We start from the raw sequence: 17,375 nt of genomic DNA, 5'->3' as shown, positions 1-17,375 counted from the left end.
TTAGTTGGCATTAAATTTGCTAGATTGAATTCTTGTTAAGCTATGATAGCTCCAATCAAGACTCCAATCTGCAATAAATATATTCTTGTATTTAGCGTGTCGTTTTACGTGCACGGTGTTCAGGTTTAGGCGGTGATATTTCTCGGGTGCCTTGCCATACTTCGATAAAGTCTTGCTCATTAATATTATAAAGTTCAAGCAACGCTAAAATGACACCGCCAAAGAGCATGGAACCTTCTGCATTTGATTCAAAGTCAAATATTTTGCCAGACAGAACATGCAAAATATCTTCAATTTCAAAAGCACGATCACGTCCATTACTGTCCGTTGGATACATCCGAGTATTTAGAATAATTTTGGCTAAGCTTTTTTCATTATCAGTTAGAGCCAGATGCTGAACCAGCATGTCGTCATTTTGGGTACTGAAAATCACAGCATCGTTAAAAATGGTATGCAGAAACTTTTTGTTTAGACGAGGCAGTGTTCTTTCTACAAATGGGCGAAATGATGCAGGAAAGATAACGTTATGCGAAATGCCTTTAAACATGGGAGCAATTTCTTCGACTTTATAACCCGCAATACCACAGCCGATAGAGGTGAGAAAATAAGTCATTTTCGGATGATTCTTGGTATAGATTTTAAAATCATCAATATAGTGTTGAATTTGTGAGAGCGGCATTTGTTGTAAGTGTTCGTTCATGGTAGGAATGGCATAACTTTGCCCCGACCAACCACGTCCAACACCTTTCATCGCCCCAAAATGTTCGAGTGCGGTACGTGCAGCACCATCTGCATGTTGGCCTGCCATGTTACTACCAAAAACAAATACAGTCTGTTCATCTAAGTTTTTGACGATGCTTTCGTCATGATATTGGTAAGTCATAGGCTCTGATTTTTCGCTCTTCTTCACTTCATGTTGCCCTTGAAACTGAGGAGGGTCAAGTGAAAAATCTTTGTAATATTTTCAGTAAATTACATTAAAAATTTAAAAGCAAGATTTGCTCGGGATTGAATCTGTTAAAATAGTTGGTTGAAGAAGCAAATCTTGGGATATGTCTGTGAGTGAGAAACAACCTTTTGATTTAGTCACCAATTACCAACCCGCAGGTGATCAGCCGCAAGCTATTGAAAAGCTTGTTGCTGGAATAGAAAAGGGCTATCACGACCAGTTATTACTTGGAGTTACGGGTTCAGGTAAAACCTATACCATGGCCAACGTGATTGCGCGGACGCAACGTCCGACTATTGTTATGGCACATAATAAAACCTTAGCTGCACAGCTTTATGGTGAGTTCAAATCTTTCTTTCCGAACAATGCTGTCGAATATTTTGTTAGTTATTATGATTATTACCAACCTGAAGCCTATGTGCCATCTTCAGATACATTTATTGAAAAAGATTCAGCGATCAATGACCACATTGACCAAATGCGTTTATCTGCAACACGGTCGCTCTTAGAACGTCGCGACGCAATTATTGTTGCTTCAGTTTCTGCTATTTATGGTTTGGGTGACCCCAATGCCTATATGAGCATGTTGCTACATATTGTGCAGGGAGACCGTATTGCACGTGATGATATCATCCGTCGTTTGGTGGAAATGCAATATAGTCGCAATGAACTTGAGTTTTTACGTGGTACTTATCGTATCCGCGGTGAAATTATTGATATTTTCCCAGCGGAATCAGATCAACATGCAATTCGGATTGAGTTGTTTGATGATGAAGTGGATTCGATTCGCTGGTTTGACCCGCTGACAGGCAAACTGGTACGTAAAGTTCCGCGTGTAACTATTTATCCAAAAAGCCACTATGTAACACCGAAAGATAATTTAGAACGCGCCATCGGCACGATTCGTGAAGAATTAAAAGAGCGTTTAGGTTTCTTTCGTGCCCATGACAAATTGCTTGAAGCACAGCGAATTGAGCAACGCACCCGCTATGACTTGGAAATGATGCAGCAGTTGGGCTATACCAACGGTATTGAAAACTATTCACGGCATTTGTCAGGACGGCCTGCGGGTGAAGCACCACCAACTTTGTTCGATTATGTCCCTGATGACGCCTTACTGATTATTGATGAGTCGCATGTGACTGTACCGCAAATTGGCGCGATGTATAAAGGTGACCGTTCGCGTAAAGAAAACTTGGTGAATTATGGTTTCCGTCTTCCTAGTGCTTTAGATAACCGCCCAATGCAGTTTGAAGAGTGGGAACGGATTACCCCAGCAACGATTTATGTCAGTGCAACACCAGCCAAATACGAGCTTGAAAAAGCCGAACAGGTGGCTGAACAGGTGGTTCGTCCTACAGGTCTGATTGACCCCGAAATTGAAGTGCGTCCAGTACTGACTCAAGTGGATGATGTGTTGTCTGAGATCAATATCCGTAAAGATCTCGATGAGCGTGTGTTAGTGACGACTTTAACCAAACGTATGGCAGAGGATCTAAGCTCGTATTTGAAAGAATATGGAGTGAAGGTGGCTTATCTACACTCAGATATTGACACTGTTGAGCGAGTGAAAATCATTCATGACTTACGTTCAGGTGTCTACGATGTGCTTGTCGGGATTAACTTACTACGTGAAGGCTTGGACATGCCAGAAGTCTCTTTGGTCGCTATCTTGGATGCTGATAAAGAAGGCTTTTTACGTTCTGAACGGTCTTTGATTCAAACCATTGGTCGGGCAGCCCGTAATGTAAAAGGTAAGGCTATTTTATATGCAGACCGTATCACCGACTCTATGCAAAAAGCCATTGATGAAACGGAACGTCGTCGTCAAAAACAAATGGCGTTTAATCAACTGCATGGCATTATTCCACGTAGTACCATTCGACAAAATAAAAAGGATATTGATACAGGTGAAGTACTGACGGATGAGCAAGTTGAGAGCAATATTGCCGATCAACATCAGACACTCAGTGCAGACGAACAGCATTTATTGTCTGATCCAAAACTTCTTGCGAAACACTTAAGCAAGTTGGAAAAAGAAATGCTCAAAGCCTCTAAAGAGTTACAGTTTGAGCAAGCTGCGCGACTACGCGATGAAATTTTGCGTTTAAAATCGCAGCTTTTGGCTTAGTCTATATTTACATAACGCTACAGTAATTTGGGCAGAAAGCATTATTTTTTAAAGAGATGTTTATTTTTAGATCATAAATTCTGAAATATTAAAGGTACAGTTTATGTCTGCAAATCTTCCCAAGGCGGGTTTTACCCTTGCCAAAATTGCTGTAGGTGGTGCTGTTCTGGTGGGCTTAGGTATGGCAACCATGGCTTATGCTCAAAGTAAGCCTTTAGCTGTGGTGGATAAGATCGAATTGGATCGTTATTTGGGAGTATGGTATGAAATAGCGCGTAAGCCTATGTATTTCCAAAATAAATGCGGAACTAATGTCTCAGCGATTTATACACTCAATGAAAATGGCAATGTCAGTGTCGATAACCGCTGTTATGCTCAAGATGGCAAGCTGATGCAGTCGATAGGTGAGGCATTTGTACAAAACCCACCTTTTAACAGTAAGTTGAAAGTGAGTTTTTTACCTGAGGCTGTGCGGTGGTTGCCTGTGGCGCGTGGGGATTATTGGATTTTAAAAATTGATGATGACTATCAAACAGTGCTTGTAGGTGAGCCACGTCGCAAATATATGTGGGTGCTTTCTCGTACACCGCAAGCAGATCCTAAAGTTATTAATGAATACTTGGAATATGCTAAGTCGGTAGGCTATGACTTAAATGATTTAATCCATACCAAACAGCTGCTAAAGTAAAATTGATAGTATTGTCTAAGCCATGCGGAAGCATGGCTTTTTTACTTCTAGGCATTATTTTAAGCCTATTAAAACTTGAATAATAAAGCTTTATTTGGATGAAAGCTTTATAATTGGTCGAATTTAAAGTTGCCCACAATGTATATGGAGTGAAGGATGTATAAAGGTGTTGCATTATCAGTTTTAGCATCCGTCACTTTTGGGGTGTTATATTTTTATACCTTTTTTCTAAAACCTTTAGATAGTGAGCAAACCTTTGCTTGGCGTATGTTTGCCACACTTCCTTTTTTAACGGCATTTATGTGGTGGAGTGGTGACTTAAAACTGATCATTGAGTTATTTAAGCGTATTTTTAAACAACCATGGATGATTGCATGGTTATTATTCAGTTCGTTTTTATGTACAACCCAACTATGGCTGTTTTTATGGGGGCCGATGAATGGTCGTGGCTTACAAGTGTCACTCGGCTATTTTTTACTGCCTTTGGTCATGGTATTGGTTGGTTGCATCCTTTACAAGGAAAAGCTATCCCGCTGGCAAATGGTTGCGGTCGCTTTTGCTGTACTTGGGGTTGGACATGAAATTTGGCGTATTGGCAGTATGGCATGGGAAACAGTCTATGTTGCTGTGGCTTATCCTTTGTATTTCTTCTTGCGCCGTGTTTGTAAAACAGATCATTTGGGGGGCTTCTGGTGGGATCTGTGTTTAATTCTCCCTGTCGCATTTTATTTAGGATTTGTACAGAGTGATAGTTTAATGTTGATGCAGCAGTTTCCGCATCTTATTCTTGCTGTCATTGGTTTAGGTTTTCTAAGTGCGATGGGCTTGGGAAGTTATATTTTAGCAAGTCGTTATTTACCTTTTGTGATTTTTGGTTTGCTGAGTTATTTAGAACCAGTGCTGTTAGCTGGTGCATCCATTACGATGGGTGAGCGTGTTGAGGCGGGTGAGTGGTTCACCTATATTCCTATCTGGTTTGCTGTTTTGTTGCTGATTATTGAAGGCACTCTGCATTTATATAAACAACAGCAAAATAAAAAACAACTCGAGCGAAATATTGAGCATTTTGAAAAACAGCAGCATCCAGACTGATCTGATTATGTTTGATGTTGCTATTGTGCTGGAATTTGGACGATGACTAAGTCTCTTATTTGTCTATTGCTCTTTAAGAATAGTTGACTGTTTGATAAAACATCATTTGTGTAACTGTTTATTTTCTATTTAAAAAAATTAGTTTTAGATTTTTCTACTGAAAAATCATTGGACTAAATTCAATCATTTCTGAAATTAATAATGAATATACGATAAAAAACATCATGCATTTACAGCTTTCGATTCAAACTTGGCACTAAATCCTTTACAATTGTTGGGTTTTGAAATTTATGCTTAGATTAAATTAATTAGAGGACGTATCTGTGAGCAAAGAGACTATCATCGCCCTACACGCAGAACACCAAGGTCGCTGGAAAAACCGTGAAGAAATCGCAGAACAAATGATCGCTTTGATCGGTCAGCTTTACCGTGAAAAAAATATTGTAGTTTCAGTGTTTGGACGTTCTTTAGTTAACCGTTCAGTAATTCAAATTTTAAAAGCACACCGTTTCACACGTATGATGGACGTTGAGCTTTCAGTTGTGCATACATTCCCCATTCTTGAAGCGCTCGCTAAAATTGAAAATATTGGTACTGCTGAAATTGATCTAGGCAAATTAGCCGTTGCTTTCAAAGAACAAGGTGGCGATGTTGATGCATTTGTTGCAGCAGCAGTTAAATCTGTAGAAGGTCGCCCAACTTCTGTAGAAGGCCGTGACGTTGTACTTTACGGTTTTGGTCGTATTGGTCGTATTCTTGCGCGTTTAATGATTGGTCAGTCTGGCCTTGGACGTGGCTTGAACTTAAAAGCGATTGTGGTTCGTAAGTCTTCTGATGGTGATTTAGAAAAACGTGCGTCTTTATTACGCCGTGACTCAATCCATGGTCCTTTCTCTGGTACGATTTCTGTTGATGAAGAAAACGAAGCAATTATTGCAAATGGTCAATTCATCAAAGTGATTTATGCCTCTAACCCATCTGAAGTTGACTACACTGATTATGGCATCAGCAATGCGCTTGTGATTGACAACACGGGTAAATGGCGTGATGCAGAAGGTCTTGCTCAACACCTTAAATGTCCTGGTGCTGCACGTGTAATTCTAACTGCACCTGGTAAAGGTGACATGAAGAACGTGGTATTTGGTGTGAACCAAGCAGACATTCTTGATGAAGACAAAATCATCTCAGCTGCAAGTTGTACTACAAACGCGATTACACCAACACTTAAAGTACTACATGACAAATACACAGTGTTGAATGGTCACGTTGAAACAGTTCACTCATTCACAAATGACCAGAACTTAATTGACAACTACCATAAAGCAGACCGCCGTGGTCGTGCTGCAACATTGAACATGGTAATTACTGAAACTGGTGCGGCTAAAGCGGTTGCTAAAGCACTTCCAGCACTGCAAGGTAAACTGACAGGTAACTCTGTACGTGTTCCAACACCAAACGTTTCACTTGCGATTCTAAATTTAACTTTAGACAAAGAAGTTGATCGTGATGAAGTGAACGAATACATTCGTAAAATCTCAATCAGCTCAAGCCTTCAAGGTCAGATCGGTTATACCAACTCGACTGAAGTTGTATCATCTGACTTTATCGGTTCGCGTACTGCTGGTGTATTTGATGCGCAAGCAACCATTACTTCGGGCAACCGTTTAACTGCGTATGTTTGGTACGATAACGAAGTAGGTTATAGCTGCCAAGTATTACGTATTGCAGAGCAAATGGGTGGCGTAAGCTATCCTAAAATTCCTACTGAAACAAATGCATAATTTGTAGTAGTGATCAAAAAGAGCCTCATATGAGGCTCTTTTTTTACTTGCTGATTTATAAAGTTTGTACATATATGTCAGGATTGGCATAAGTATTGAATTTCATGGTAAGAGTTGCCAATGCTTAATTCTGACTTATTTACTTAGAATAATTGGAACGTTTTTATCGAAATAGACATTTATATATTTATCGAGTCAGGTTGGGATGACCTGTAAACAGACTGGGCTGACAAAAGGATTAGACTTGTCAGATGAAGAATCAAAATAAAAAAAGGAATTTGACTTTGCAAGTGAAACACCTGCTCAGTGGATTGGTATTTATTGTGTTAGCAACCATGTGTGGTGTATTCATCGCTATTTGGATGTTTAAACACTTTAATATCTATATTCCCTTAGAAAATCAAAAAGTCAGTATTGATCTACAAGAGCCTTTACAAGCTGAGGTCAAAATTCATGACGCTTTAGATGTGGATGTGACAGGGCGTGTGAATGCTGAAATTCCGATCCGAGAAAACCTGAATATTCCACTGACCCAAACTCTGACACCACGTGTGTATTTTGATAATCAAGTCCCGATCAAAACCAGCATTCCAGTGCGTGAAATCTTGAAAATTAATCAGAGTATGCCTGTGGATACCAAGGTGCAGGTGAAAGTCATGGGACGAGATGTAACTTTGCCTTTAAAAGGTAATATTCCTATTCAGTTGGATGTTCCAATTCATATTGATGTGCCACTGGAACAGCAAGTACACCTCAAATTTGATGCACCTGTGAAAACTGTACTGAAAGAAAATCTACATATTCCAGTAAATACAGTGGTTAAGACCAATATTCCAATACAAGGGCATTTAAACGTTCCTATTAAAACGGCATTGAAAGCTTCGGTGGATGTGCAAAATACATTGCCAATTCAAATTAAGCAGGGGGAGTTGAAGATTCCACTCAATAGTTTGCAATTACTGCGTGCAAAACCTCTATCTCAAGAACACGTGAAGCCATAGGAGGGAGTATGTGGATATTCCAGTCCGCGAAGCGACTTGTCTTGAGTTTTGTGTGCGTTGTCATTTTGGCGGGTGCGCTGTTTTGGTTGTACCTGAATATTCAAGCCAGTATGCAAGTGTCTGCAAATGAGGCACAAATTCAACTGTCAGACTCTTTACCGACAAAAATACAAGTCGGTAATTATTTAGAAACTCAATCTGTTGGAACTTTAGATACGCAACTGAAAATTGATCAAAAAATTAATTTGCCTTTACATGGAAAATATTTGGCAAATTTGGAGTTCGAAGTAGAAGTACCTGTTTCTGTATCGGTTGATTATCAAACCGAGGTGCTTATTGATCAAAACATGCCGTTGGAGACCAATACGGATTTAATTTATCAGAATAAACTGTTGCCTAAGTTTCCACTCACTTTGGATATTCCGATTAAACTGGCTGTGCCATTTCATTTAAAGCAAGACTATCAGATTCCGATCAAAATTATGTTTAATGGCTTGGTTTATTTTGAGTTCAATGAGCAAGTACGACTGCATGTGTTGCATCAGTTTGCGCCACAGCTTAATTTGAATGATCCAATGACTATGCGAAAAATAGCAAGCTTCAATGCCACCATGTATAACACGGAGCGGAGTACGACAGCGAGCTTGGAGATGAATATGACACTACCTGTGAAGAATATTCATCCATAAAGAAAACACCACCAATCATTGGTGGTGTTTTCATGTGAAAATCAAAAGGGTGGCTTAAAGTGCAGCTTTGATCGCATCTTGAATGTTCGTAGTTTTACGTCCAATCAATTGTTCTAGGTCTTGACTGTCACTATACATTGCACCTTGTATAGTTTGAATGTCTGCATCAACGATGACCTCAACTAAGCCAGCAGGTAAGCCCACCTGAGTTAGGCCTTGAGTGTATTCTTCCGCACTTAGGTTTTGATAATTAATGGTTTTACTCGCTGCTTGACCAATCAATGTTGCAAGCTCTGAGAGGCTAAAGCTTTGTGAACCTGCTAGTTCATAGGTTTGATTATCATGGCCAGTTGACGTTAAGACTTTCGCTGCAGCTTCAGCATAATCTATGCGTGATGCCGAGCTAATGCGACCATCTTGAGCTGCTCCAAAAAGCGTCCCAATTTCAATGGTGTGAGCAACACCTGCAAGGTAGTTTTCGCTATACCAGTTATTTCTTAAGAAGGTGTAGCGTAGTCCACTATCTTGAATCAGTTTTTCAGTTTCACGGTGTTCTTGGGCTAAGCCGAGTGGCGATGTATCTGCACGTAGTAAGCTAGTATAAGCAAGATAAGGAACACCGGCCACTTTTGCAGCATCAATCACTGCCTTGTGCTGAGGTGTACGGCGACCGACTTCATTTGCAGAAATGAGTAATAATTTATCTATACCTGATAGAGCAGGGACTAAAGTTTTAGGTCGGTCATAGTCAAACTCACGTACTTCAATATTTTGTGCTGTGAGATGTGTCGCTTTAGCTGGGTTTCGCACAAGCGCAACAATGTTGTTGACCTCAGTTTCTAGTAAAAGTTTTTCTATCACAATAGAACCCAATTGGCCTGTTGCACCTGTGATTGCAATTTTCATAAGTCACCTATATTGGTTGTTTTCTGTACTTGATGGTTTTATCTTAATCTGATAACTTACTAAATGAAAGTACGTACCAAAAAGTAAGTAATAAACCAAATGGAGAGAAATGATGCACACCTATGCAACAAGCAAACTATTAGGTCAAGTTTTATCCACTGAGTGCCCATCTCGTGACATATTGGAACATCTTACGAGCAAATGGTCAGTACTGGTGTTGCGTTGTTTGAGTGATGGTGTACACCGTTTTAGTGAATTGAGACAGCGTATAGAAGGGGTGAGTGAGAAAATGCTTTCCCAAACCCTTAAAACACTTGAGCAAGATGGTTTTATTTTACGGACGGTTTATCCTGTAGTTCCACCTAAAGTTGAGTATCAATTGACGATACTGGGCTCCCAAGCGGCCGAAAAAACCATGTATCTAATTGGATGGATTGAAAAAAGTTTGCCTGAGATCTTGGAAAATAAAGAGCGAGTCTCAGCTTTAAAAAAATAACTTAACAACAAAATAAGCAGAATAAATGGTTTGAATTAAGTGAGTTATAGGTTTCACAAAAAGCCATAGATTTGCTTGTAACAGAGTATATGCTGCTTAATTTATGTAAGTTGAGCATGGGATTAGGTTGATTGTTTTCAGGGACAAAACTGAAGAAAATCAAGAGAAAAAGAGCTAAATGCACGTTTTTAAGTGATTTGTCACTAAATTTCATGTTTCGCTCAATAATTCTATTCGAGAAATTTTGTAAAATATGGCAGAATATGCGGTTTTAAAGTATTTAGAGGATTGGCAGCATGCGCTTTGTTGATGAAGCAGTCATTACCGTAGAGGCTGGCGACGGTGGCAATGGCGTAGCCAGTTTTCGCCGTGAAAAATTCGTACCCTTTGGCGGGCCAGATGGTGGTGACGGTGGTCGTGGTGGTAGCGTATTTATCGAAGCTGATGATAATACCAGTACCCTTGTAGACTTTCGTTATACGCGCCGCTTTCGTGCGGAGCGAGCTAAAAATGGTCGTGGTGCAAACTGCGCTGGCCGTGGCGGTGAAGACACTGTACTAAAGGTTCCTGTAGGTACAACGATTGTTGACACTGATTCGGGTGACATTATTGGCGACTTGGTTGAAAGTGGTCAGCGTGTGCTTGTTGCAGCGGGTGGTGATGGTGGTTTGGGTAATACTCATTTTAAATCATCGACGAACCGTTCGCCGCGTAAGTGTACCCATGGTTTTAAAGGCGAATTCCGTGAAATTCGCTTAGAACTAAAAGTACTGGCAGATGTCGGCTTACTGGGTATGCCAAATGCAGGTAAATCGACTTTTATTCGTGCCGTATCAGCAGCAAAACCTAAGGTTGCAGATTATCCGTTTACTACAATGGTTCCAAACCTTGGTGTAGTCGATGCGGACAGTCACCGTTCATTTGTAATGGCAGATATTCCTGGCTTGATCGAAGGGGCGTCAGAAGGTGCGGGTCTGGGTATTCGTTTCTTAAAGCACTTGGCGCGCATGCGCGTATTCTGCTTCACATTGTCGATGTTCAGCCGATTGATGGTTCTGATCCAGCATACAATGCAAAAGCGATCTTGGCGGAGTTAGAGAAATTCTCTCCGACACTTTCAAAGTTACCGATCGTTTTAGTGTTAAACAAAGTTGACCAACTGGCAGATGATACGCGTGATGAATGGTGTCAGCATATCTTAGATGAAATGCAGTGGGATGGCCCTGTATTTAAAACTTCAGGTTTGATGTCTGAAGGGACAAAACCAGTTGTGTATTACCTGATGGATCAAATTGAGCAACAACGTGAACGTGAGCTTGAAGATCCAGACTATGCAGCAGAAGTGAAAGCATTCCGTGAGCAGCTTGAAGCTGAAACACGCGAACAAACGATTGCCGCTAAAGAAGCGTATCGTGAAATGCGTCGCCAACAACGTCTTGCAGGATTGTTGGGTGATGATGAAGACGATGATGAAGATGATGGCGAAATGGAAGTGTACTACGTACGTTAAGCTCGTAATGAGTAACTGAGGACAAGATGATAGAAGTGGTAGATGGGCAACGTAAGCTCGAAGCTTGTAAACGAATCGTTGTTAAAATCGGATCATCTTTACTCACAGCAAATGGGCAAGGTTTAGATATAGATGCAATTTCGCATTGGGCGAAACAAATTGCAGATCTACACAATGCAGGACATGAGATTATTCTGGTGTCATCAGGAGCTGTGGCTGAAGGTATGGTTCGTATGAAGCTAGACAGCCGACCCACCGATCTACCCAGTCTTCAGGCGTGTGCTGCCATTGGTCAGATGGGCCTGATTCATACATGGTCGAGTGTGCTTGAAAAACATCACATTCAGACTGCACAAGTGTTGTTGACCCATGATGACTTGGCAGACCGTCGTCGTTATTTGAACTCATGTGACGCTTTACAGAACTTGATTGAATGGCATGTGATCCCTGTGATCAATGAAAATGACACGGTTTCGACCGATGAAATTCGCTTTGGTGACAATGACACGCTGGCCGCGATGGTTGCAGGTCAAGTCCATGCTGATTTGTTAATTATTTTGACTGATCAGCAGGGTATGTTTGACTCAGACCCACGTTCAAACCCAGATGCGAAACTGTTCCATACCGTGCGTGCTTTAGATGAAAGCTTGTTTGATATGGCTGGCGGTGGCGGTAAGTTTGGTCGTGGCGGCATGTTGACCAAAGTCCGTGCTGCACGCTTGGCTGCAAAGTCTGGCTGTCCAACGCTGATTGCTAGTGGTGAAAGTGATAATGTGCTTGCACGTTTGATGGATGGTGAAATGCTTGGGACATTGTTTATTACTGACAATGACCGCATTACTGCTCATCAACAATGGTTAGCGGCTCACTTACAAACAGCAGGTCGTTTGGTGTTGGATGATGGTGCGGTTAAGGCCATTAAAGATAATCATCGTAGTTTACTTCCAGTTGGCGTGAAAGCTGTGGAAGGGCATTTTGAGCGCGGTGACGTGGTTGAATGTGTTGATATTCAAGGTGGTCGCGTTGCGGTCGGACGTGTCAACTTTAGTTCGCGTTCTGCGGAGTTGGTCAAGGGCTTGGCGTCAGATAAAGTTCATCAAGTTCTAGGTGAAGCACGGTCACTTGAGATGATTCATCGTAACCACATGGCAATCTACTGATTTAAACGCATGAAAAAATCCTGCTCTCGAGCGGGATTTTTTGTTTTAAAGAGAAAGTTATTTGATATAGCCTTTTTGAATCAGTGGCTTAAATAAGTAAAAGTGAATGGTGAGTGCCCATTGCATGATTTTCTCTTTATAGAGATGCCAAAGCTTTAAACCAAAGAAGTTTAAGGCAAAAGCCAATAGAAAAGCGCCGAGCATATCTAAAGGGAAGTGTACACCGAGATAGACACGTGACCATGCAACCAGCCAAGCCACGATCAAGAGAAAAACTCCCAGTTTGCGCTGTGCCGAGAACAGATAAGAAAAGGCAATACTGCTAAAAATCAGCATATGGTCACTCGGGAATGAACCATTAGGTGCATGGTAAATGAGAGTGCGTCCAACATCCATGACAAAAGGCCGTGGGTGATAATACACATGCGAAATACATTGGCTGATCAAAATGGCGATACTGGTAAAGATAAATGCCTTCAATATCTGCTTTTTAGTGTCATAGTTACCACGTAGCCAAAACCAAGCAAATAGTAAAATCATACAATAGAGCAGGTCATTGGCAATGAAAATAGTAAAATGAATACTGGTATTGCTAGCTTCGGGAGATGCATTAATCCATGAAAAAAGCGATAAATTAAGTTCAGAAAGGGTCATGAAGTAGGGTGATATTTATAAAGTGCGAAAATGTGTCACAATTTTGTCATATTGTTAAAATAAAAAAGACCACAAAAATGTAGTCTTTTTTATCTGCTGCATGGATTTGAGTGAATTGGCTGTCAGCTTTAAAAGTAAAATCACGTTGCGCACTGAATTTAAAAGCTAAGTTTAATGTCGCTTTTCACATTGAATGAGCGCTATTTCTTTATTTAAATTGAACAGTACCATTTGTATTTACGGTGATTTTAGACTCACCACCTGCCACATCTTGCATTGGTGCTGCATCAGCCATTGCAAATTTTGCACTTTCAGCACGCATCATCACTGGACGAGGGTAATAGTTACTGGTGTTAATGTTCAAGTTCACCAAGTTATAGCCTGATTTGTTCCATGCTTGTGCTAAAGATTGCGCACGTTGTTGGAAGTTTTTCGATGCTTCAATAATCAGCTCATTTTCGACTTTTTTACGTTGTGCATCAGATACACTAAAACCAATAGATTGGGTTTGGAAGTTCTGTTGTAACTCACCAATCAACTGACTTGCTGCCTTAAAGTCTGTGCTTTCTAAATTAATTTCTGCACGACCACGCCATTCTTTTAGCTTTTGGTTGTCATCATTATAAATTGGGTAAGTGCTTTGAGAGCCCGTTTCGACTTTTACACTTGGGTATTTGCGTGCTAAAGCAGTGGCTTGATTCATCAACTGTGTAATTTGAGTAGCCAGTTCAGCAGGTTGCTTATTGCTGCGTTCAATGTACAACGTTGCATTCATGAGATCATTGGAAACTTGGCGTGTTGCTTCGGCTTGAACGTTGACAATATTGTAGTTTAATTGGTTATCTGACTGTGCAAAAACTGCGGAGCTAAATAAAGTGCTAAGTGCGATGGCTGGGATGAAGAATTGACGCATTTTTATTCCTTTTTTATTTACGAGGAGTTTTGCAACATTTATAAAAAGCTTAAAGCCAATTTGTGGTGAATTTGCGAAAATATTGTGGTTCGATTGTAAAAATGAGTACATATTATTTTTCAATAAAGTCTAGATATATTTAATTTTTTCAATCGCTTAATTTTCATCTAAGCTGAACTTTATTATATTTTTTGGCAAAGTTGAAAAATAAATAAAATCATCGGGTTTTCTTTACGTTGTCACACTGTAAGATGATAATTTAAGCTATGGTTTAGGACGATCTATTTTTTTAGTAAATTTATGACAGATAATATCCAAAAGCTGTTTATTTTATTGAAAATTTCTGTATCATCCGCCTCCTAGTTATGAAGTATCTGAACACTATCTAACTAGATTTTATAAAGCGCCGAGTCAAAGGACCAAAAGTCACCCGACTTATTTCTTTCAACCCATATCAGAGATGGTAATTCGATATGAGCGTTTCTTCTGTAAACCCTGCCACTAATTCTACTAACGAATACTATTTGACTCGCCAAAGTCAGATGGAATCCAATGTTCGTAGCTATCCACGGAAATTACCGTTAGCGATAGCCAAAGCATTAGGCTGCTGGGTTACTGATGTTGAAGGTACAGAGTACCTCGATTGTTTAGCTGGGGCAGGAACATTGGCTTTGGGCCATAATCATCCTGCGGTAATTCAAAGTATCCAAGATACGCTTGCAAGCGGTCTACCATTACATACTTTGGATTTAACGACACCTTTAAAAGATGCGTTTACTGAAGCATTACTTGAGCAATTACCTGGTGGTAAAGAAGAGTATTGTTTACAGTTCTGTGGTCCATCTGGTGCAGATGGCACGGAAGCAGCAATTAAATTAGCAAAGACTTATACGGGTCGTAGTACAGTGATTAGCTTCTCTGGTGGCTACCATGGTATGACACATGGTTCGCTTGCTATGACAGGTAATTTGTCTGCTAAAAATGCTGTAAATGGTTTGATGCCAGGCGTTCAATTTATGCCGTATCCGCATGAATACCGTTGCCCACTTGGTTTAGGTGGTGAAGCGGGTGTGGATGCTTTAACGTATTTCTTTGAAAATTTCATCGAAGACGTTGAAAGTGGTGTAACTAAGCCAGCTGCTGTGATTCTTGAAGCAATTCAAGGTGAAGGTGGTGTGGTAACAGCGCCAACTAAATGGTTGAAAAAAATCCGCGAAGTGACTGAAAAACACAATATCGTGTTGATTCTTGACGAAGTTCAAGCAGGCTTTGCACGTTCAGGCAAGATGTTCGCATTTGAACACGCAGGTATTGAACCTGACGTTGTTGTCATGTCTAAAGCTGTAGGTGGTAGCTTACCGCTTGCTGTACTGGGCATTAAGCGTAAGTTCGACGCATGGCAACCAGCAGGTCACACGGGTACTTTCCGTGGTAACCAATTGGCGATGGGTACTGGTCTTGCAACCATCAAAACCATCAAAGAACAAAACCTTGCGCAGAATGCACAAGAACGTGGTGATTTCTTACAAGCTGAATTTAAAAAGCTGGCTCAAGAGTTCCCATGTATCGGTAACGTGCGTGGCCGTGGTTTGATGATTGGTGTTGAAATTGTTGATGAGCGTAAACCAGCGGATCATATGGGGTCTTTACCTGCAGATGGTCAATTGGCAGCAGCAATTCAAGCGGCATGCTTTAACAACAAGTTATTGTTAGAAAAAGGCGGTCGTAACGGTACAGTGATTCGTTTACTTTGCCCACTTATTATCACTCAAGCTGAATGTGAAGAAGTAATTGTTCGCTTTAAGAAAGCAATTGCTGAAGCACTTGTTGCAACTCGAGGCGCGTAATCATGGTTGATTTTGCAGAACACCGTAAGGCGTTACTCTGCAATGATGCTGCATCTATTGCTGACTACTCGTCAGCGATGGATCAAGCGACTAAAGCAGTTGCAGCATGGTTGCAAAACGACAAGATGTACACAGGCGGTAGCATCAAAGAGCTCCGCAGTGCGATTGCATTTAATCCTTCTAAAGAGGGTTTGGGTGTACAAAAGTCACTTGAACGTATGGTTGAGCTTTTCTTAAATAAAAGCTTAAAAGTCCATCACCCACACTCGCTTGCACATTTGCATTGTCCGACCATGGTCACCAGTCAAATTGCTGAAGTGCTGATTAATGCAACAAACCAATCAATGGACTCATGGGATCAAAGCCCTGCTGGTTCTTTGATGGAAGTACAGTTGATTGATTGGCTTCGTCAAAAAGTAGGTTATGGCGAAGGTCAAGCAGGCGTATTCACTTCTGGTGGTACACAGTCAAACTTGATGGGTGTACTGCTTGCACGTGATGCATGTATCGCGAAAAACTGGAAAGACGAAAACGGTAATCCGTGGTCTGTACAGCGTGATGGTGTGCCAGGCGATGCGATGCGTAACGTCAAAGTTATTTGTTCTGAAAATGCACACTTTTCTGTGCAAAAGAACATGGCGATGATGGGCATGGGTTTCCAATCTGTTGTGACCGTTCCTGTGAACGAAAACGCGCAGATGGATGTGGATGCACTTGAAAAAACCATGGCGCACCTTCAAGCTGAAGGTAAAATCGTGGCATGTGTGGTTGCAACTGCGGGTACAACCGATGCAGGTGCGATTGATCCACTCAAGAAAATTCGTGAAATCACCAACAAATATGGTGCGTGGATGCATATCGACGCAGCATGGGGTGGTGCTTTAATCTTATCGAACAATCACCGTGATATGTTGGATGGGATCGAGCTTTCAGACTCCATTACGCTGGATTTCCATAAGCATTACTTCCAAACCATCTCTTGTGGTGCGTTCTTGTTAAAAGATGAAGCGAACTATCGTTTCATGCACTACGAAGCTGAGTATTTAAACTCTGCTTATGACGAAGAGCATGGCGTGCCAAACTTGGTGTCTAAGTCACTTCAAACAACCCGTCGTTTTGATGCGTTGAAACTTTGGATGACTGTTGAAGCACTAGGTGAAGAGCTTTATGGTTCTATGATTGACCACGGTGTAACACTGACCCGTGACGTTGCTGATTATATCAATGCAACTGCGGGTTTAGAGATGTTGGTTGATCCACAATTTGCATCTGTCTTGTTCCGTGTGGTTCCAGCAGACTACCCAGTAGAATTGCTTGATACCTTAAACCAAAACGTTGCAGATGAATTGTTTGCACGTGGTGAAGCGAATATTGGCGTTACTAAAGTAGGTCAAAATCAATCATTGAAAATGACGACTTTAAGCCCAGTTGCGACTTTAGATAACGTGAAGAACCTGCTTGGCCTTGTGCTTGCAGAAGCGGATCGTATCAAAGGTCCAATCGCAGATGGAACCTATATACCTGCAATTTCTTAAACGATTGTTTGTGTAAAAAAGGG

Annotated in this window: 14 protein-coding genes and 1 pseudogene; 11 read left to right on the top strand and 4 right to left on the bottom strand. The window is 40.9% G+C overall.

Translation table 11 applies throughout. From position 1 onward, the window contains the following. Positions 1-91 precede the first annotated feature (91 nt). Positions 92-883 carry an A1S_2505 family phage non-structural protein gene (locus ACZ8ZH_RS10945; protein ID WP_110975889.1) on the bottom strand — a complete coding sequence of 264 codons (792 nt, stop codon included), beginning with the start codon at positions 881-883 and terminating at the stop codon, positions 92-94. Between the two features lie 175 nt (positions 884-1,058). Between ACZ8ZH_RS10945 and uvrB the strand changes: the two genes are divergently transcribed. From uvrB to ACZ8ZH_RS10915, 6 genes are all read left to right on the top strand, one after another. Beyond that, entirely contained in the window at positions 1,059-3,080 is a 2,022-nt protein-coding gene (gene uvrB, locus ACZ8ZH_RS10940; protein WP_119063693.1) for an excinuclease ABC subunit UvrB, read from the top strand. Positions 3,081-3,183: 103 nt separating this feature from the next. After that, positions 3,184-3,768: a lipocalin family protein gene (locus ACZ8ZH_RS10935; protein ID WP_119063632.1), complete on the top strand. Its 585-nt coding sequence runs from the start codon at positions 3,184-3,186 to the stop codon at positions 3,766-3,768. A gap of 156 nt (positions 3,769-3,924) precedes the next feature. Continuing rightward, positions 3,925-4,860 (top strand): EamA family transporter RarD, encoded by a 936-nt coding sequence (rarD, locus tag ACZ8ZH_RS10930; protein ID WP_086210866.1) that lies wholly within the window; start codon positions 3,925-3,927, stop codon positions 4,858-4,860. Between the two features lie 323 nt (positions 4,861-5,183). Further along, positions 5,184-6,641, top strand: coding sequence for a glyceraldehyde-3-phosphate dehydrogenase (locus ACZ8ZH_RS10925; RefSeq protein WP_086210867.1), 1,458 nt, complete (start codon positions 5,184-5,186; stop codon positions 6,639-6,641). Positions 6,642-6,892: 251 nt separating this feature from the next. Then, entirely contained in the window at positions 6,893-7,642 is a 750-nt protein-coding gene (locus ACZ8ZH_RS10920) for an MFS transporter (RefSeq protein WP_416332346.1), read from the top strand. An 8-nt stretch (positions 7,643-7,650) separates the two neighbouring features. Then, positions 7,651-8,331: a hypothetical protein gene (locus ACZ8ZH_RS10915; RefSeq protein ID WP_119063631.1), complete on the top strand. Its 681-nt coding sequence runs from the start codon at positions 7,651-7,653 to the stop codon at positions 8,329-8,331. 54 nt (positions 8,332-8,385) lie between these two features. On the opposite strand, the gene ACZ8ZH_RS10910 is transcribed toward ACZ8ZH_RS10915, so the two are convergent. Then, complete coding sequence (locus ACZ8ZH_RS10910; protein WP_119063630.1) at positions 8,386-9,237, bottom strand: SDR family oxidoreductase; 852 nt, start codon at positions 9,235-9,237, stop codon at positions 8,386-8,388. 112 nt (positions 9,238-9,349) lie between these two features. Between ACZ8ZH_RS10910 and ACZ8ZH_RS10905 the strand changes: the two genes are divergently transcribed. The 3 genes and pseudogenes from ACZ8ZH_RS10905 to proB all read left to right on the top strand — a co-directional run bounded on the left by ACZ8ZH_RS10905 (position 9,350) and on the right by proB (position 12,403). Further along, on the top strand, positions 9,350-9,733 hold the full coding sequence (locus ACZ8ZH_RS10905) for a winged helix-turn-helix transcriptional regulator (protein WP_086210870.1): 384 nt from the start codon (positions 9,350-9,352) through the stop codon (positions 9,731-9,733). Positions 9,734-10,029: 296 nt separating this feature from the next. Continuing rightward, positions 10,030-11,243, top strand: a pseudogene (cgtA, locus tag ACZ8ZH_RS10900) (Obg family GTPase CgtA). Between the two features lie 26 nt (positions 11,244-11,269). Beyond that, the gene (gene proB, locus ACZ8ZH_RS10895; protein ID WP_005399671.1) at positions 11,270-12,403 is read left to right on the top strand and encodes a glutamate 5-kinase; all 1,134 of its coding nucleotides are present in this window, start codon (positions 11,270-11,272) and stop codon (positions 12,401-12,403) included. A 57-nt stretch (positions 12,404-12,460) separates the two neighbouring features. Here the strand turns inward: proB and ACZ8ZH_RS10890 are convergent, their stop codons facing one another. Then, complete coding sequence (locus ACZ8ZH_RS10890; RefSeq protein ID WP_119063629.1) at positions 12,461-13,057, bottom strand: phosphatase PAP2 family protein; 597 nt, start codon at positions 13,055-13,057, stop codon at positions 12,461-12,463. Positions 13,058-13,265: 208 nt separating this feature from the next. Next, positions 13,266-13,970: an SIMPL domain-containing protein gene (locus ACZ8ZH_RS10885; protein ID WP_086209585.1), complete on the bottom strand. Its 705-nt coding sequence runs from the start codon at positions 13,968-13,970 to the stop codon at positions 13,266-13,268. 473 nt (positions 13,971-14,443) lie between these two features. Here ACZ8ZH_RS10885 and ACZ8ZH_RS10880 point away from each other — a divergent pair, with 473 nt between their 5' ends. Both ACZ8ZH_RS10880 and ACZ8ZH_RS10875 read left to right on the top strand, forming a co-directional pair. After that, positions 14,444-15,817 carry a diaminobutyrate--2-oxoglutarate transaminase gene (locus ACZ8ZH_RS10880; RefSeq protein WP_086209584.1) on the top strand — a complete coding sequence of 458 codons (1,374 nt, stop codon included), beginning with the start codon at positions 14,444-14,446 and terminating at the stop codon, positions 15,815-15,817. Positions 15,818-15,819: 2 nt separating this feature from the next. After that, entirely contained in the window at positions 15,820-17,352 is a 1,533-nt protein-coding gene (locus tag ACZ8ZH_RS10875) for a pyridoxal phosphate-dependent decarboxylase family protein (RefSeq protein ID WP_119063628.1), read from the top strand. Positions 17,353-17,375 lie beyond the last annotated feature (23 nt).

The organism is Acinetobacter sp. SW-226 (assembly GCF_055632855.1).
Note: the sequence above shows the minus strand (reverse complement) of the source record. Positions and strands in the feature narration are given on the sequence as shown.